The sequence below is a fragment of the Kitasatospora sp. NPDC056138 genome, from assembly GCF_042264695.1.
GTDB lineage: Bacteria > Actinomycetota > Actinomycetes > Streptomycetales > Streptomycetaceae > Kitasatospora.
In genome coordinates this window covers 75053-91035 of the sequence record NZ_JBHJVK010000004.1, presented here as the reverse complement: position 1 = coordinate 91035, position 15983 = coordinate 75053, and the positions used below count along the sequence as shown (strand labels likewise).

General features: G+C 73.6%; 15 protein-coding genes and 2 pseudogenes. 9 read left to right on the top strand and 8 right to left on the bottom strand.

Annotated elements, in window-relative coordinates:
* Together ACFC1R_RS04425 and ACFC1R_RS04420 are read right to left on the bottom strand one after the other, a co-directional pair.
* Positions 1-1035: pseudogene (locus tag ACFC1R_RS04425) on the bottom strand (hypothetical protein); the annotation flags it as partial.
* Between the two features lie 249 nt (positions 1036-1284).
* Positions 1285-1998, bottom strand: coding sequence for an AAA family ATPase (locus ACFC1R_RS04420; protein ID WP_375932491.1), 714 nt, complete (start codon positions 1996-1998; stop codon positions 1285-1287).
* Between the two features lie 202 nt (positions 1999-2200).
* Between ACFC1R_RS04420 and ACFC1R_RS04415 the strand changes: the two genes are divergently transcribed.
* From ACFC1R_RS04415 to ACFC1R_RS04405, 3 genes are all read left to right on the top strand, one after another.
* Complete coding sequence (locus tag ACFC1R_RS04415) at positions 2201-3070, top strand: hypothetical protein (protein ID WP_375932488.1); 870 nt, start codon at positions 2201-2203, stop codon at positions 3068-3070.
* Between the two features lie 323 nt (positions 3071-3393).
* Positions 3394-4278 carry a RimK family alpha-L-glutamate ligase gene (locus tag ACFC1R_RS04410; protein WP_375932485.1) on the top strand — a complete coding sequence of 295 codons (885 nt, stop codon included), beginning with the start codon at positions 3394-3396 and terminating at the stop codon, positions 4276-4278.
* Positions 4275-5108: a RimK family alpha-L-glutamate ligase gene (locus ACFC1R_RS04405; RefSeq protein WP_375932482.1), complete on the top strand. Its 834-nt coding sequence runs from the start codon at positions 4275-4277 to the stop codon at positions 5106-5108. Before ACFC1R_RS04410 ends, ACFC1R_RS04405 begins: the two co-directional genes overlap by 4 nt.
* A 108-nt stretch (positions 5109-5216) precedes the next feature.
* Here ACFC1R_RS04405 and ACFC1R_RS04400 read toward each other — a convergent pair whose 3' ends face one another.
* From ACFC1R_RS04400 to ACFC1R_RS04390, 3 genes are all read right to left on the bottom strand, one after another.
* A complete protein-coding gene (locus ACFC1R_RS04400; protein WP_375932479.1) occupies positions 5217-5453 on the bottom strand; it encodes a ferredoxin in 237 nt (78 codons plus the stop codon).
* The gene (locus ACFC1R_RS04395; RefSeq protein WP_375932476.1) at positions 5450-6658 is read right to left on the bottom strand and encodes a cytochrome P450; all 1209 of its coding nucleotides are present in this window, start codon (positions 6656-6658) and stop codon (positions 5450-5452) included. Before ACFC1R_RS04395 ends, ACFC1R_RS04400 begins: the two co-directional genes overlap by 4 nt.
* Positions 6659-6994: 336 nt before the next feature.
* The gene (locus ACFC1R_RS04390; RefSeq protein WP_375932870.1) at positions 6995-8425 is read right to left on the bottom strand and encodes a DUF2252 domain-containing protein; all 1431 of its coding nucleotides are present in this window, start codon (positions 8423-8425) and stop codon (positions 6995-6997) included.
* Between the two features lie 189 nt (positions 8426-8614).
* On the opposite strand from ACFC1R_RS04390, the gene ACFC1R_RS04385 reads away from it, so the two are divergent.
* Positions 8615-9016 carry a pyridoxamine 5'-phosphate oxidase family protein gene (locus tag ACFC1R_RS04385; RefSeq protein WP_045301696.1) on the top strand — a complete coding sequence of 134 codons (402 nt, stop codon included), beginning with the start codon at positions 8615-8617 and terminating at the stop codon, positions 9014-9016.
* Between the two features lie 104 nt (positions 9017-9120).
* Positions 9121-9288 carry a hypothetical protein gene (locus ACFC1R_RS04380; protein ID WP_375932472.1) on the top strand — a complete coding sequence of 56 codons (168 nt, stop codon included), beginning with the start codon at positions 9121-9123 and terminating at the stop codon, positions 9286-9288.
* 456 nt (positions 9289-9744) lie between these two features.
* Here the strand turns inward: ACFC1R_RS04380 and ACFC1R_RS04375 are convergent, their stop codons facing one another.
* A complete protein-coding gene (locus ACFC1R_RS04375; protein ID WP_375932469.1) occupies positions 9745-10248 on the bottom strand; it encodes an FBP domain-containing protein in 504 nt (167 codons plus the stop codon).
* A gap of 176 nt (positions 10249-10424) precedes the next feature.
* On the opposite strand from ACFC1R_RS04375, the gene ACFC1R_RS04370 reads away from it, so the two are divergent.
* The 3 genes from ACFC1R_RS04370 to ACFC1R_RS04360 are packed head-to-tail and all read left to right on the top strand — an operon-like array spanning position 10425 to position 13311.
* Positions 10425-11270, top strand: a complete 846-nt coding sequence (locus ACFC1R_RS04370) for an SDR family NAD(P)-dependent oxidoreductase (protein ID WP_375932466.1) — start codon at positions 10425-10427, stop codon at positions 11268-11270.
* The gene (locus ACFC1R_RS04365) at positions 11270-12544 is read left to right on the top strand and encodes an aminotransferase class I/II-fold pyridoxal phosphate-dependent enzyme (RefSeq protein ID WP_375932463.1); all 1275 of its coding nucleotides are present in this window, start codon (positions 11270-11272) and stop codon (positions 12542-12544) included. The genes ACFC1R_RS04370 and ACFC1R_RS04365 overlap by 1 nt, the downstream gene beginning before the upstream one ends.
* 35 nt (positions 12545-12579) lie before the next feature.
* A complete protein-coding gene (locus ACFC1R_RS04360; RefSeq protein ID WP_375932460.1) occupies positions 12580-13311 on the top strand; it encodes a tyrosine-protein phosphatase in 732 nt (243 codons plus the stop codon).
* 179 nt (positions 13312-13490) lie between these two features.
* Here the strand turns inward: ACFC1R_RS04360 and ACFC1R_RS04355 are convergent.
* Positions 13491-14264 (bottom strand): annotated as a pseudogene (locus ACFC1R_RS04355) (helical backbone metal receptor); the annotation flags it as partial.
* A gap of 362 nt (positions 14265-14626) precedes the next feature.
* Here ACFC1R_RS04355 and ACFC1R_RS04350 point away from each other — a divergent pair.
* Positions 14627-15583, top strand: a complete 957-nt coding sequence (locus tag ACFC1R_RS04350) for an AEC family transporter (protein WP_375932457.1) — start codon at positions 14627-14629, stop codon at positions 15581-15583.
* A gap of 220 nt (positions 15584-15803) precedes the next feature.
* Here ACFC1R_RS04350 and ACFC1R_RS04345 read toward each other — a convergent pair whose 3' ends face one another.
* A complete protein-coding gene (locus ACFC1R_RS04345; RefSeq protein WP_375932454.1) occupies positions 15804-15947 on the bottom strand; it encodes a hypothetical protein in 144 nt (47 codons plus the stop codon).
* Positions 15948-15983 lie beyond the last annotated feature (36 nt).

The following is a 15983-nucleotide window of genomic DNA, read 5'->3' as shown; positions in this document are numbered from 1 at the left end:
CGTGATGGCGGTGATGGTGCCGTTGTCGTCGATCTCGCGTGCGTGGGCCTGCCAGGTGCCGTCGGGGTTGCGGATCCGGTCCCAGACGGTGCCACCGGTCAGCGTGACGGCATGCAGGCTGTCGTCGGGGAGCGTGGCGGCCGCGGCGGCGGTGAGGCCATGGTTGTTGTCGACGATCCTCGCGTGCGCCTCCCAGGCACCGTTCGCCGAGCGCACCCGCTCCCACAGCGAGCCGTGCGGCGCGGCGGCCGGCGGGGGCGGCGGCGTGGAGGCGTCGACGATCCGGTCGTACCGGAAGGGCAGGTAGTCGTTCGCGTTCAGGTAGGCGCGGGTGTAGGTCGACTGCCGGGCCTTCGTCCCCGGGCGGGCCAACTCCAGTACCACGACGGCCGACTGCGCCGCGTCCGCCCACTGCTCGAACAGGACGACGTGCTGGTCCGTCTTGTCGATCATGTCGCCGGGCTGGAGCTCGTCCAGGCTGTCGAGCCGGGTGGCGAAGTCGGGCAGCGTCCAGGTGGTCTCGCCCCAGTTGTCGGCGCCGCTCGACGGCAGGTTCCAGGCCATGGAGACGTAGCCGGAGCAGTCGGTCCGGTAGGTTCCGTTGCCGTCCGTGTAGTACGCGGACTGGCTGTACGGGACGTTCTCCGCCACCCAGCTCTGCGCCCTGGCGATCACGTCCGCACGGGAGATCGGCTGACCGGCCCGCCCCAGCGGGTCGGTGATCGGACCGGCGGGGAAGCCCGCGGCGGCGGCGCCCGCGGCGAGTTCCTCGGCCGTCGCGGTGTCGGGGTTGGGGACCGTCGGCGTGAACGGGGTGAGCCTGTCCGAAGGCGTACGGACGCCGGGCCCGTCGGACGCCGGGGGCCCGCCGGACCCTGCCGCCCGCGGGGAGGCGGACCGGGAGACCGACGGTAAGTCGGCGGCGGCCCGGCCGGCGGCGGCGTACGAGACACCGGACGCGCCCGCATCGAGGCAGAGGGCGATGGCGACGGCGACCGACAGGGCAGGGGGTTTGCTGGTCATCGGCTTGCGCATGGGAGAGGTCTCCAGTGGCGGTGGCGACGGAGGCCCGTGCGAGGTCCTGCACGCCAACGCCGGGCCGACTGCGTGACCTCCGCCGGACGGGGCTCGAACCACCGGCCGCTGACCCCCGATCGGACTCCCGATGATCGGAGGGCCCGGCCGAGTCCCCCGTCCGGCGCGCCGTCCGACGGAGGATTCGCTCCCGGCAGTAACCCGAACGAACGAACCCGGAGTCGCCCCCGCCCGGCGCGCCGAGCCGGGTCAGCCGCCGAGGTGCCCGGGGGCGCCCGCCGTGAACTCGATCCCGCGCAGACCGCGGGCCGCCGCCCGGTCGAGCAGCACCGTGGAGGCGCAGCCCGCGGCGGCGCCCGAGCCGCCGGCCAGCTCGGCGTGCAGCCGGGCGGCGCTGCCGCGGTGCCGGGCGAAGGCGTACGCGGAGACCCGGCGGCCCCGGGCCTGCTGGCCCTGCCTGGCCTCGGCCGGGGTGCTGTCGAGCAGGACGAGGTGCAACCGGCGGCCCTGGCTCAGTGCTGTCCGGGCCAGCCAGGCGCGCACCCAGGGCAGGGTGCCGCAGTCGTGCACGACCAGCGGGCCGCCGGCCAGCAGCGCCCGGTGCAGCCGCCGGTAGTGGCGCAGCCGGACCAGCGGGCGGTACACCGCGTAGGGCAGGCCGGGCGGGAGCAGCCGGGCGTAGTGCTCGCGGCTCAGCTGGGAGTCGACGATCGGCGCTCGGGCGCACCGCCGCATCAGGGTGCTCTTCCCGCTGCCGGGAAGGCCGGTGACCACCACCAGATCGCCAAACGGGTAGCTCAGCACGGCCGGGCCGGTGGCGGCCGGGCTGCGCCGAAGGTCGTGCAGGCCGTGCGGGTGCAGGACGAACGGCCGCCCGGCGGTGCGGGGCTGCCTCGGTATGGGCCAGGCGCCGGTGTCCGCGGCGACGGGCCGGGTGGTGCTGGATCCGACGGTTCTTTGCACTGCCCCTCCTCGATCTCCCGGATTTCTCCTCAACCCCCGGTTGCTCAAGGGTTCACCAAGGAATGGTAATGCCGTGGTCCGACAGCGCCGGGGTGCGGAAGGAGACTGAGGCCGGGTCAGGTCGGATTCGGGACGGTCCTGTGACGTTTTGACTCCCCGCTGCGTTGATGCCAGCGGGAATCCGGGTGTGCGGAGGTCTTTGATGGTCGCGAGCGAGTGTGGCTGCGCCGGTGGCGAGGGTATCGGGGGCGGCGGTTCCGGCCGCGCGAAGCGAGCCGTGCTGGGCCGGTCCGAGGATGTCCGTTGGGCGGCCGGAGCGCTGGTCGCGGGGCTCGCGGTGGCGCACGGCTTCGGGAACTTCTATGCACTGACCGCCCGTCCGGAGGCGGCCGTGGTCCGGCGGGTCAACCTGATGAAGGGCCGGCCGCCGGGCCGGACCGGCAGCGTGACCACGGCCCCGGCCCGGATCCCGCTGCTCTTCGACTGGGCGCGGCTGCCCGCCGGGATCGGCCACCGGGAGGTGACCGCGCTGATCGACGCGCTGTTCACGCTGGGCCCGTTCGGCTTCCAGGGGCCCGCGCCCGACGACCTGCCGAGCCATCTGACGGCGGACTCGGAGGACGGGCGCACCGTCCAGGTGATCGCCCCCGGCTACTCCTGCCCGTCGAACGACTTCCTCTCCCAGGCCGTCTCGGGCAGCCGGGGGGACCTGCTGTTCATCACCTCGGCCAACCGCTCCCGGTTCGCGACCGGCGCGGCCGAGGAGCCCGCGCACTGGCGGGCGGCGGCCCTGCGGGCCGAGTTCGGCCAGGAGGCGGGCGTGCGGGTGCTGGAGCACGCCGACGAGGAGGCCGCACGGCGCAACCACCCGCTGCACGAGCCGATGTCCACCTCGGTCCTGGCCTTCCACCGGACCGACGGTGTCGACGAGCACGGCCGGCCGCGCCTGGTGCTCCAGCGGCACGGCTCGCTCCCGCTGGAGCAGATCCGGCAGGCCGCCGAGCGCTTCGGCTTCGGCCTCGCGCTCGGACCCGGTGCGCAGCAGCGGTTGGCGAAACGTCAGTACGACTAGGGTCCGTCCGCGGAGCCGCGGCGTCGCCCCGCCGGGAGTCCGGGGGCGGACCCCGGCCCGGCGGTTCCGGTGACGGCCCCGGTCGGCCCGCACGCCGTGCCGGTCCGGCTTCGCCGCCACCGCCCGGCGGACGGCGGCACCACGCGGCCGGGCTCCCGGCGGCTCCTCCATTCGTCGGTCGGCCTAAATCCATCTGTGGCGCGCTTGTTGCCGATTCATTACCGCCTGAGTGATCTTGTCCAGGCAATTCATGGCATCCTGGGGCGCTATGGTCGGCCGAGCCTGGCCGATCGGTGAAATGCGGGGGGACAGGGGTAGTACGCATGAGATTCTGCTTCTTGGTGGAGGAGCAGTACCGCAACGACGGTATGCCGCTCGACGTCGTGCGCCAACTGAAGGCGTGGGGCCACCGGGTGGACGTCCTGCGGCCCGGCGGTTCGCTGCTCGACCTCGGCGAGCTGGTCCGGGGCGGCGACCACGACGCCTGGGTGCTCAAGACCGTCTCCGGAGGCCCCGGCCTCGGGCTGCTGGAGGCCGCCGCCACCGTCGGACTGACCACCATCAACGACGCGCGCGCGATCCGGGGCGTCCGCGACAAGGCGCAGGCGGCCGTTCTCGCCGAGATCGCCGGCCTGCCCGTCCCGGCGACCTGGGCGGCGGCCAGGCCCGAGGACCTGGCCCGAATACCGGCGGACCGCTACCCGTTGGTGGTCAAGCCCGCCGACGGCAGCTCCGGCCGGGCCGTCCACCGGGTCGACCGCCCCGAGGAACTGGCGGCGCTCGGGGCGCTGGGGGAGCGCACCGAGGGCGAGGGCCTGCTGCTCGCGCAGCCGTACGTGCCGAACGCGGGCGTGGACCTCAAGGTGTACTGCGCAGCCGGTGAACTGTTCGGCACCGAGCGCACCTCGCCGCTGGCCGGGGACGGCGCGCCGGTGCGGGAGCGGCCGGTGGCGCTCGGCGCCGAGGTCGCCGCCATCGCCACGGCCGTCGGCGAGGTCTACGGCCTGGACCTGTACGGGGTGGACATCCTGCTCGGCCCCGACGGGCCCGTGGTGGTGGACGTCAACGACTTCCCGAGTTTCCGTCAGGTGCCGGACGCCGTGGCCAGGGTCTCGCGGGCGATCCTGCGGTTGGCGCGGAACGGCTCGTCCTGGCCGTCGCCGCTGCCGGCCGGCGTCCGGATCCCCGAACAGGTGGCCGCGGTATGAGGATCGGCCTGCTGACCGCCGCCCCCGACCACCCGCTGCTGGCGGACACCACGGCCCTGCTCACCGCGGCCGGGCACCGCGTCGAGCAGCTGGCCCCCGGTGACCCGCTGCCCGAACCGCCGTCGCTCGCCGACGTGTACCTGCTCAAGGCCCGCACCCCGGCGGCACTCGCGCTCGCCGGGCAGCTGGAGGACAGTGGCGTACCGGTCGTCAACTCGGCCGCCTCGACCGGGTTCTGCCAGGACCGGGTGCGGATGGCCGACCTCGCCGGGCGGGCCGGACTGCCGTTCGCCGCCACCACCGGGCTGCCCGACCTCGACGCCCTGGCGGCCCGCGGCCCGGTGCGGCACCCGCTCGTGGTGAAGAGCCGGCTGAGCCGGCGGGGCGACCTGGTCGCCCGGGTCGCGGACGACCGGCGACTGCGTGAACTCGCCGACCGGTGGCCGGGCGAGCCGGTGGTGGTCCAGGACCTGGCGCCGGGCTCGGGCTGGGACCACAAGCTCTGGGTGGTCGCGGGCGAGCTCTTCGCCGAGCTGCGCCACTCCGAACTCGCCGAGGGGGAGCGGCAGCCGTCCCGTGCCGTCGGTGAGCTCCCGCAGGGCTGGGCCGAGTTGGCGCTCAAGGTCGGTGCGGTGTTCGGGCTGGACGTGTACGGGGTGGACATCCTGGACGTCGGGGGTGCGCCACTGATCGTGGACGTGAACGCCTTCCCGGGGATCCGGGGGCAGCAGGGTGCGCCAACGGCCCTGGCGGAGCTGGCGGTCGCGGTGGGATCCGGACTCCGCCGGCCGAGCCGGATCGACCGGGCGGCGGCCGGCGGCGCCGCGTGACGGCGCCGCTGCGGGTCGGTGCGAGCCGGTGTCCCGGCAGCGGCACCGCAGGGCGCCGCAGCCGGGCAGCTGTCGTGCCGACCCGCAGCGGCTCGGAGCGGCCACCCGTTACAGCGGGGCCACCACTTCGCCGTCGGCGGCGGAGAGCACCGTGATGGCCTCCACCGGGCACATCTCCGCCGCCTCGGTGAGCCCGGGGCGGTCGTGCGACACCGGCCGCAGCGGCCTGGCCCGGCCGTCCGGTCCCAGGCCGAGGTCCTCGGGAGCGGTCCAGGTGCAGGCGCCGGTCCCCACGCAGCGGGTGCGGTCCACCCGGACGACCAGCTCCTGTCCGGCGGCGCTCACCAGGCCACCAGCAGCGATGCCGGGCTCCGGGTCAGCAGACCCTCCCGCCAGGGGATCTCCTCGAGCGGGCCGGCCAGGCGCAGGCCGGGCAGCCGCCTGGCCAGGTGGTGCAGACCCAACTCCAGTTCCATCCGGGCCAGCCAGGCGCCGAGGCAGTGGTGCGGCCCGGCGCCGAAGGTGAGGCTGGGGGTGCCGAGCGGAGCGAAGTGGTCGAGCGGGCCACCCGCCGGGTAGACCTCGGGGTCGTGGTTGGCCGTCCTGATGTCCGCGGCCACCACGCTCCCGGCCGCGATGGCCACCCCGCCGATCTCCAGGTCGGTCACCGCCCGGCGCAGCAGTCCGGGCAGAGCGGTGGCGTCACTGAGCGGGACGGCGCGCAGGATCTGTTCCGAGGCGGCAGTCGCGTCGGCCGGGTCCGCCGCGATCCGGGCCCACGCCTGGGGGGCCTCGGAGAGCAGCTGGACCAGGGCGTTGCCGAACGAGGTCATCGTGGTCTCGTGCCCCGCCACCACCAGTCCACAGACCAGGGTCGTGAGTTGGCCCTCGGTGACCCCCTCGGTCTCGGCCGCCGCCAGGAGCAGACTGCTGACCAGGTCGTCGCCGGGGTTCTTCCGGCGGTCGGCGATGAGCTGCTCGGAGAACGTGTGGAACTCCCGCATCGCCTGCCGGACCTGCTCGGCCGGGTAGGCGGAGGTGGACATCGCGTGGTCGCTCCAGTGGCCGAGGCGACGGAGGTCGAGGCCGTCCAGGCCCATCAGCCGGCTGATCACCGCGATCGGCAGCGAACGGGTCAGACCGGCGACCACGTCGACCGGCGAGCCGGCGGCCTCCAGGTCGTCGATCAGCTCCTCGACCACCGACTCCACCCACGGCCGCCAGCGGGCGATCGCCCTCGGGGTGAAGGCGCGCTGGACGGTGCGGCGCAGCCGCTGGTGCTCGGGGCCGTCGATGTTCAGCAGGCCGTCCGGGTCGTCCAGGAGGTTCGGTCCGGTGGAGGTCGGCGGCGCGTCCGGCGCGAACAGCGTGGCGCGGTCCAGGCGCGGATCGGTGAGCACCTGCCGGACATCCGCGTGCCGGGTCGCCAGCCAGGCCGGCGTGCCGTTGGGCAGTGCGGTGAGCCTGGGCGGGCCGGGCTCCGCGTGACGGAGGCAGTGCAGCGGGATCAGCGGTTGAGCGGGTGACACCGCACTGTGCTCGACAGTCATTCCGTCCTCCTCGCGGTCGGGGGAGGGCACGCCGTGTCGGCGCGCCGTTACCGACGGTAACTCGCCAAGTCTCCGGCAGGAAGAGTGTGAACAGGCCAATGGATCACTGAATGTCAGCCATTCGGGATCGATCGGGTGGCCCGGGGGACCGGCTGTTCGATGCCGTCGGCGCGTTGTTCGGCAGCGGGTCCCCCGGATCGGTGACGGCCGGTCCTACGGATCGGCGACGGTCGGCGCTATGGGCCGGTGGCGGCCGGCGCCATGGGCCGGTGGCGGCCGGTGCTACTGATCGGTGGCAGCCGGCCCCCCGATCGGTGACGCCCGGTCAGGCGCCGGTCAGACGCCGGTCTCGGCCGGGAGACGGCCGGAGCGTACGGCGGCGAGCAGCGCGGCGTGGTCGGCCTCGCTCTGGTCCGCGTACGCCACCGCGAACGCGGCCATGGCTCGGTCCAGCGCCTCGCCCTTGCCGCAGTACCCGGCGATCACGGCCGCGTCCGCGGTGTGCGCGTGGGCCCGGGCGAGCAGCGCGCCGGTCAGCCGGCCGTAGTCGTCCAGCTGCTCCGGCAGCAGGGCCGCCGGGTCGACGCTGCCCTTGCGGTTGCGGAACTGCCGCACCTGGTAGGGGAGTCCGTCGACCGTGGTCCAGCCCATCAGGACGTCGCTGACCACCTGCATCCGCTTCTGGCCGAGTACCACCCGACGTCCTTCGTGCGTCTCCGCGGGCGCCGGGTACCCCGCCCGGGCCAGGTGCGGCAGCAGGGCGGACGGCCGGGCCTCCTTGACCTGGAGCACCAGTGGCTCCGAGCGCCGGTCCAGCAGCAGCACGACGTACGAACGGGTGCCGACGCTGCCGGTGCCGACCACGCGGAACGCCACGTCGTGCACGCTGTAGCGGGCCAGCAGCGGGTGCAGCTCGACCGGGACCGTCTCCAGGTACCCGGCGAGCGAGTCGGCCACCGCGTCGGCCTGACGGTCCGTCACCTCACTGAGGACGGGCGGCGCCGCGGTGAACCTCCACTGGCCGTCCCTGCCCCGGACGGTGGACTTGGCGGCGAACTTGGCGCTGGTGTTGCGCAGTGCCTTCGCGCTCACCCCGCTCAGCACGTCGACCAACTCGTGGGCGTCGGCGAAGGACACCAGGTGATCGTCGGCGACGGCGTTCCAGGCGTCCTGCGCGGGGAGCCCGGCCAGCAGGCGCATCGTCCGCCGGTACGAGCGCACCGCGTCGAAGGCGGCTTCGCGGCAGACGTCCTCGCCGGCGCCGGACTGGCGACCCGCCAGCACCAGACTCGCGGCCAGCCGCTTGACGTCCCACTCCCAGGGGCCGGGGACGGTCTCGTCGAAGTCGTTGATGTCCGTCACCAGTCGGCCCCTGGCGTCGCCGTACAGGCCGAAGTTGGCCGCGTGCGCGTCGCCGCACAGCTGCGCCGTGATCCCGCTCGTCGGTCCGGCGGCCAGGTCGCAGGCCATCAGGCCGGCCGAGCCGCGCAGGAAGGCGAACGGGGAGGCAGCCATCCGGCCGACCCTGATCGGTACCAGGTGCGGGAGCCGTCCGGCGTTGGCGTCCTCGACGGCCTGCACCACGCTCGGGCGGTCCTCGGGCAGGGTGAACCGCGCGTGCGACTCGCGGGGGACCTGCTCGCGCAACTGCCGTCCGCGCCGCTTCTCCCCGCCCGGCGGCGGCCAGGGCGCGAAGCCCGCCACCGCGAAGGTCCTGGCGCCTTCGCGGACCGCCTGTCCCTCGGTCCCCGTTCTCGGCTCGACCAACCCCACCACTGCCGGACTCCGTTCCGTCACATGCCATCAGTCGGCGTTACCACCGGTGGGAACGCTACCTGTTGGGGCCGGTGGGTGGGGAGGTCAAGGCTGGAGGGTGGTGATGGTGGTGGGGTCGGTCGGTCGGACGGTGGAGAAGGGCGGGCGCGGGCGGCCGGGTGGGGGTCGTAGCATGCCGGTATGCCTCATGACCCGCGTGCGCTGGACGAGAACCTGCTCGACTTCTGGCGCGAGTACCACCTGTGCACCCTGACCACCCTGCGACCGGACGGTACCCCGCACGTCGTCCCGGTCGGTGCGACCCTCGACCCGGAGACCGGCACGGCGCGGGTGATCAGCGGCCGGAACAGCCGGAAGGTCCGCAACGTGCTGGCCGCCGGTCCGGAGGGGCTGCGGGTCGCGGTCTGCCAGGTGGACCGCGCGCGCTGGTGCACGCTGGAGGGCATAGCGGTGGTGCGCGAGGAGCCGGAGCAGGTCGCCGACGCGGTGCGCCGCTACGCCGAGCGCTACCGGCAGCCGAGGGAGAACCCGGAGCGTGTGGTCATCGAGATCACGGTGGACCGGGTCCTCGGGCGGGCCTGAGCCGTGCGGGCGGCGGGCGCTCAGCGATCGTTTATCGGCTGTTGAGGGCCGGGGGCGAGGATGACGGGGTCCGTCAGCCGAAGCCGCGAGGAGATGCCCGCCGAATGCCGTCCAACGACCTTGCCCACCCTGCCGATCACGTCCACGCCGACCACACCGACGCCGGGGACACCGAGAACTTCCGTACGCTGCTGAGCAGGCTGGTCAGTTCACTGGAGGCGGACCGGAAAGCCCTTGCGGGAGGCGGGACTCCCGCCCCGGCAGGACGGTAGTCGCAGTCCGCTGCGTGCCGGCGGACGGGCTCCGCACAACCTTGCCGGAGCCGGAGCCGGAGCCGGAGCCGGAGCCGGAGCCGGAGCCGGAGCCGGAGCCCGGATGTTGTGGCCTCCCGAGATCAGAAGCGGACTGCGGCGGAACCTTTTTGGATGAAGTAGCCGAAGTCCTGCGCACCGGGAGGTGCGGGCTGCGAAGCCGGTCGTCCAGAGATCTGGTTCGGAGACGGTGCCATCACGCGTGCTGCCGTTACACCACCGCCGGCACGGGGCCGGACGGCCGGGATTCGAACCCGGACAACGTCCACCAGAAGGGAAGTAGCCGTCCCCTTCGCACCTGGACGAGGAGAGCCTATCCGACCGCCGGCCCCGTCGGCCTCCGGTTTTCCGCCGGTCGTGGCCGACCGGAACAGAGCGGGATCACAGCGGACGACGGGGTCACAACGGGGCCGGTCCTCAGCCGAGTTGGAGGACCTGGTCCACGAAGGCGTCGAGGTTGAGCCGGGTCCGGAGGATCTGCTCCTCCAGCGTCAGCGACTCGCTGACGCGCTCCGCCAGCTGTGAGCGCTTCTTCCCCCGGACGTACAGCGAGCAGGCGAGGTCCGCGCACATGTAGGCACCAACGGTACTGCCGTCCCGGCCGGCCTGGCCCGCGCGGCGGGCGGCCAGCAGGGCGACCCCCGAACCGGCGTGGGCGGTGATGCACAGCGAGCAGAGGTTGCTCTTCAGCACGGTGCGGCGGATCCCGGTGGTGGCACGCAGGGTGATCCCGACCGGCCCGTCGGGGCGCTCGGCGACCAGGTAGGCCCGGTCGGGGGCGCCCGGGTCGCGCCAGCCCAGGAAGTCCAGGTCGTCCCACGGCAGGTCGGCCAGTCCACGGGGCAGGTGGAGCCGCTGTGCCTCCCCCTTGGTGCAGTTCACGAAGGAAGCGCGGATCTGTTCGTCGGTGACCGGTTTCATGTGTTCGGAAGCTAGCAGCAGGTCCTCCCGGCGTCGCCTGATTTTCCGGGGGGCTGTCGTTATGCTCATGCCGGTGCGATGATCAAGCCGGTCCTTGACCGAGCCGCCCCACGAGGGCGGCTGGATCCTGCCGCGTGCGCCACCCGCGCGGACGGCGGCCGAGCCCGAGGGGGCACATGGAACAGCGGAACGTCCTGATCACCGGCGGATCGGCCGGCATCGGACGCGCGTGTGTGGAACGGTTCGCCGCCGACGGCGACCGGGTCTGGTTCACCTACCACTCGGGGCGGGAGCGGGCCGTCGCCCTCGCCGAGGAGCTGAACCGCAAGCGGCCCGGGGCCGTCCGGGCCTTCCCCTTCCGCCAGGGCGAGTGGGCGGACCACGAGCGCCTGGTGAGCGAACTCCCCGGCCCGGTCGACATCCTGGTCAACAACGCCGGAGCCGGCTCGGCCACCGTCCAGCGCTACGCCGACGGGCCCGAGCACGAGCAGGACGCCGCGCTGCTGCGGATCAACGCGGTCGGGCCGCTCTGGCTGATCCAGCAACTGCTGCCCGGGATGCGGGAGCGCGGCTCCGGCAAGATCGTCAACGTCTCCAGCGTCGGCGGGGGAGTCTCCCAGTTCCCCGGCTTCCGGCTCGCCGACGGCATGAGCAAGGCCGCCATCGGCCACCTCACCCGGCAGTTGGCCGCCGAACTCGCCCACGAGAACGTCGACATCTTCGCCGTCTGCCCCGGAGCCACCGCGACCGGCATGTTCGAGGCCAGCACCCTCACCGGCCTCTCGACCGACGAACGCGCCGGACTGCTCGCCCGCCTGCCGCGCGGACGGCTGATCGAACCCGACGAGGTCGCCGAACTGGTCCACTGGCTGGCCGGACCGCACTCCGCCCTGCTGCACGGCGCCGTGATCGACGCCTCGATGGGGCTGGGCGTCCACCCGGGACTGATCACCGGAGCCGCGAACACGGCCGGCACCGGGCCCGCCGCACAGCCGACCGACCCGAACCCCGGGAGCCACTGATGGTGTCACGGACCGCCGCCGCCCTCACCGCCGCCTCACCGGCCATCGCCGAGGCCCACTTCCGCGCCGAGGCGCGGCCCTACCACCCCGAGCTGCGCCCGGACGGCTACCTCAACCTGGGCACCGCCGAGAACCGCCTGGTCGGCGACCTGCTCGCGGACCGCCTGGCCCGGCCGGGCGCACTGACCGAGGACGACACCCGCTACGCCGAACTCCACGGCAGCCCCGTGCTGCGCGAGCGGATCGCCGACCTCCTCACCCGCACCGGCCACTCCCGGGTCGACCCCGAGAACCTGGTGGTGGTCAGCGGCGCCACGGCCGCCCTGGACATCATCGCCACCATCCTGTGCGACCCCGGCGAGGCGATCGTCGTCCCCGCCCCGTACTACGCGGCCTTCGACACCGACCTCGGCGGCCGGTCCGGCGCCCGGGTGGTGCCCGCACTGATGGACGAGGCCGACGGCTTCGCGCTGTCCGCCCGGGCGGTCGACCGCACGGTCCGCGAGCTGGGCCGGGCGGGAGTCACCGTCCGGGCCGTGGTGCTGGCTTCGCCCTCCAACCCGCTCGGCCAGGTGCACAGTGCCGAGCAGCTGCGCGAACTCACCGAGGTCGCGGCGGCCCACGACCTCGACCTGGTCGGCGACGAGCTCTACTCGCACTCGGTGTTCGGTCCGACCCCGTTCACCAGCCTGCGCGACCCGGCGGTCGGCCCGGCGGGATCGGGCCGGACCCACACCATCTGGGGTTTCGCCAAGGACTTCGGCCTGCCCGGGTTCAAGACCGGTGTGCTCCACGTGACGGACCCCCGGGTCCGCGAGGCCGCCCGTGCGCTCTCCTACTTCGCCCCGGTCTCCACCGGTACGCAGGCCTTCCTCGCCGACCTGTTGGCCGACCCCGCGTGGACGGCCGACTACCTCGCCGAGAACCGCCGCCGCCTCGCCGCCTCGTACTCGGCCACCGCCGAGGCGCTGGCGCAGCAGGGCATACCCCACATCCCGGCCGAGGCCGGCTGCTCGCTCTGGCTGGACCTGCGGGCCCACCTGCCGGAACCGGGCTACGAGGGCGAACGCAGGCTCTGGCAGACCATCCTGGACCAGGCCAGGGTGAGCATCATCCCCGGCGAGATCTTCCATCCGAACGCCCCCGGCTGGTTCCGCCTCTGCCACACGCAGGACCAGGCGACGGTGGCCGAAGCCGTGGCCCGGCTGGGCAAACTGCTCGGTTCCGGTTCCGGTTCCGTTTCCGGGTTCGGCTCGCCGGCGCAGCCCTCCTGATGCCGGACCAGCAACCCGTACTCCGGAGTGACGTGATGACCAGACACCTGGCCTTCGACCGGCTGCACAACTTCCGTGACCTCGGCGGCTATCGCACCGAGGACGGTCGTACGGTGCGCTGGGGCAGGCTCTACCGGTCCGACTCGCTGGCCAAATTGACCGGCGGGCCGGACCGGGAGCGCTTCATGGCTCTCGGCATCCGCACCGTGATCGACCTGCGCTACCCCTGGGAGATCGAGGCCAGGGGCCGGGTGCCGGAAGAGCTCGGGACCGAGTACCACAACCTCAGCATCGAACACCGCCCGTACGACCAGGCGGCACTCGGCCCCGAGACCGACACCGCGCGCTTCCTGGCGGAGCGCTACGCGGAGGTGGCCGAGGACGGGGTCAAGGAGATCCGGCAGGTGCTGGAGGTGATCGCCGCCGACAGCGCGCCGCTGGTCTTCCACTGCGCATCGGGCAAGGACCGGACCGGAATCGTGGCCGCGCTCGTGCTCGACCTGCTCGGCGTCCCGGCGGAGACCGTCGTCGCCGACTTCGCGCTGACCGGGCTCGCCACCGAGCGGCTGGTCGCCGACTGGCGCGGAGCGAACGGCGGCCGCGAGCCGCGCTGGCCCGGGTACGGACAGGCCCCGCCCGAACTGATGCGGCTCTTCCTCGGCGAGCTGGCCGCGCGGCACGGGTCGGTGCGTGGCTACGTCCGCGAAGCACTCGGCCTCGGACCGGAGTTCGGCGCCCTGCTGCGGGAGCGGCTGCTCGACGGGTAGCGGCCGCTGCCTCAGGCGTGCGGGGATCCGCCCGTCCGGTGCGGCACCTCGGCGGCGGGCCGCTCGTGTTGCGCCGCGCGCCCCTCGCCGGTGCTCGGCCGGTCGGGGAGTTCCCCGTGCTCCCGGGCGGCATGCGGCCGGGTGGACGGTTCCCCGTGCTCCCGGGCGGCATGCGGCCGGGCGGCCCGCAGTTGGGCGGCGAGGACGGCGGGGGCCTCGGCCAGCGAGGGGCCGTACCAGGTGAGGTGGCGGCCGCTGACCAGGGCGCAGGGGATCCCCGGGAAGGACTCGGGGCCGTCCGTGGCGGAGAACCGGTACGGCTCGTCCGGCAGGACGGCGAGCCGGGGCTCGGCGGCCAGCAACTCGGCGATGGGGATGGCGGGGTAGCGCTCGGGGTGGTCGGCGTGGACGAGGTCCACACCGAGCCGGTGCAGCAGGTCACCGGCGAAGGTGTCCCGGCCGAGCACCATCCAGGGCCGCCGCCAGATCGGCACCACCGCCCGTACGGACGCCGGTGCGCGGCCCACCGCCTCCCACGCCGCCCCGGCCTCGTCCAGCCAGGCCGGGCGCGGCAGTCGGCAGGCGACGGTGAGCAGCCGGTCCAGCGAGCAGAGGGCCTGCGGCAGCGTACGGACCTCGGTCACCCAGACGGGCACCCCGGCGGACCGCAGGGCCGCCAGGTCGGGGGCACGGTTCTCCTCCTCGTTGGCCACCACCAGGTCGGGCCGGAGCGCCACGATGCGTGGCACGTCCGGGTTCTTAGTGCCGCCGATCCGCTCCACCGCGAGGTCGGCCGGGTGGGTGCACCAGTCGGTGGCACCGACCAGCAGGTGCGGCGCAGTGGCCGCGACGGCCTCCGTCAGCGAGGGCACCAGCGACACCACGCGTCGTACCGGCCCGAGCCGTACGGTCGTGCCCTGGTCGTCGGCCTCGGTGCGGAACGCTGCGTTCATTCGGCCACCGTACTCCGCCCGCTCCGTGCTCCGCCCGCCCTGTACTCCGCCCAACCCGCACTCCGCCCACTCGGCGTTCAGCCGGAGGCGCGGTGCTCCGCCGGGGTCCGCCTGTGCGGAGACTGACGGTCCATCAGTCCGTCAAGGCGTCCGACGTCCGCTCGGGCGGTTGCCGCGCCGACCGGTTGCGGGCCCGCCGACGATGCCTGATTGACTGCGGGGCGACCGAGAAACCCGGATACCCCGGAGACCCCGGAGTCCCGGACAGCGGTCGGACCGACCGGATCGGTCGGATCAGTCGGATCGAACAGATCGGACGGATCGACCCGACCGGACAGACCACCAGGACCAGTCGAGGACCCATGCACACCCTGCACCCTTTGCTCGCCGCCTTCGTCCCCATCTGGTTCATGACCGCCGTCGGCTACCTGGTGGGCCGTACCGGCCTGTTGGGGCCGCAGGCGGAGGTCGTCCTCGGCCGGTTCGTCTTCCACGTGGCCATGCCCGCCGCGCTGTTCACGATGATCGCCCGGACGCCGTTGGACAGCTTCGCGAACACGTCCATGCTGGCCTTCGTGGCCGGCACGGCCGTGGCCTCGCTGCTCGGGGTCGTGGCGGCGCGGTGGTGGTTCGGCCGGAGCCTGGCGGACCGGACCATAGCCGGGATGGCGGCCGGGTACGTCAACTCCGCGAACCTGGGCATCCCGGTGGCCCTGCAGGTGCTGGGCGACGCCTCGTTCATCGCGCCGGTCCTCGTCTTCCAGGTGCTGGTGGTCACGCCGGTGGTCCTGGCGCTGCTGGATGCCGGTACCGGCCGGAGCGAGGGTGACGGGGAGCGCAGGGGCCGGGCGGCCCGGCTGCTGATGCTGCCGCTGCGCAATCCGATCGTGCTGGCCTCGGCGATCGGTGCCCTCGCCTCCGCGGCCGGGTGGCACCTGCCGCCCACCCTGGGCCACTCCTGTGAACTGCTCGGCGGTGCTGGCGTACCGACCGCGCTGATCACCCTCGGGATGTCGCTGCACGGCCGTCGGCCGGCCGACGGCCCCGCCCAGCGCGCCGAGGTCGGTCTGACCGTCGCGATCAAGACCCTCGTACAGCCCCTGGTCGCGCTCGCCGTGGGAAGCCTGGTCCTGCACCTGCCGCAGCACCAACTCCTCGCCGTGGTGGTCTGCTCCGCGCTGCCCACCGCGCAGAACGTGTTCATCTACGCGCGCGAGTACGGTCTGAGCACGGCCCTGGCCCGCGACTCGGTGATGTTCTCCACCCTGCTGTCGATGGGGACGCTCTCGCTGGCCGGCTGGCTGCTCCGACGTGGCTAGCAGCACCGACGGGTAGGGCCCGCAGGAACGAGGGCGGTCGCCGGAAGCCTCGATGGACACCCCGAATGATCACATCCTGGGACACTGTGGGGACATGACGGAAGCTCGGCGCACAGCCGTCCATTCTCGGCGCACAGCCGTCCATTGGGGAGACGAAGAAAGAGGTGGTCGTCGAGCCGAGCGCCGGCGACCAGGCTGAACATCCCTGGGCGTTCCTCGGTCAGCCAGCCCCGCGCAGCCAGGACCGGCGCCCCTCCTTGCCTCCGCGAGGTTCCGCCAGGACCTCGGCCACCGTCTCATGGGCGATCACGAACCGCTCCCACGCGGCCTCCGCCTCCCGCAGCTCGGCCTGAAGGGCCTCCACCGGCTGCCGAGCTGTTCACGCTCCTCTGGCAACCCC

Excerpts from the sequence above, each read along its gene's own strand:
- ACFC1R_RS04405 (WP_375932482.1), top strand. The coding sequence starts at position 4,275 with ATGAGGATCGGCCTGCTGACCGCCGCCCCCGACCACCCGCTGCTGGCG.
- ACFC1R_RS04380 (WP_375932472.1), top strand. The coding sequence starts at position 9,121 with ATGCCGTCCAACGACCTTGCCCACCCTGCCGATCACGTCCACGCCGAC.
- ACFC1R_RS04350 (WP_375932457.1), top strand. The coding sequence starts at position 14,627 with ATGCACACCCTGCACCCTTTGCTCGCCGCCTTCGTCCCCATCTGGTTC.
- ACFC1R_RS04365 (WP_375932463.1), top strand. The coding sequence starts at position 11,270 with ATGGTGTCACGGACCGCCGCCGCCCTCACCGCCGCCTCACCGGCCATC.
- ACFC1R_RS04395 (WP_375932476.1), bottom strand. The coding sequence starts at position 6,658 with ATGACTGTCGAGCACAGTGCGGTGTCACCCGCTCAACCGCTGATCCCG.
- ACFC1R_RS04385 (WP_045301696.1), top strand. The coding sequence starts at position 8,615 with ATGCCTCATGACCCGCGTGCGCTGGACGAGAACCTGCTCGACTTCTGG.
- ACFC1R_RS04415 (WP_375932488.1), top strand. The coding sequence starts at position 2,201 with ATGGTCGCGAGCGAGTGTGGCTGCGCCGGTGGCGAGGGTATCGGGGGC.
- ACFC1R_RS04410 (WP_375932485.1), top strand. The coding sequence starts at position 3,394 with ATGAGATTCTGCTTCTTGGTGGAGGAGCAGTACCGCAACGACGGTATG.
- ACFC1R_RS04360 (WP_375932460.1), top strand. The coding sequence starts at position 12,580 with ATGACCAGACACCTGGCCTTCGACCGGCTGCACAACTTCCGTGACCTC.
- ACFC1R_RS04375 (WP_375932469.1), bottom strand. The coding sequence starts at position 10,248 with ATGAAACCGGTCACCGACGAACAGATCCGCGCTTCCTTCGTGAACTGC.
- ACFC1R_RS04370 (WP_375932466.1), top strand. The coding sequence starts at position 10,425 with ATGGAACAGCGGAACGTCCTGATCACCGGCGGATCGGCCGGCATCGGA.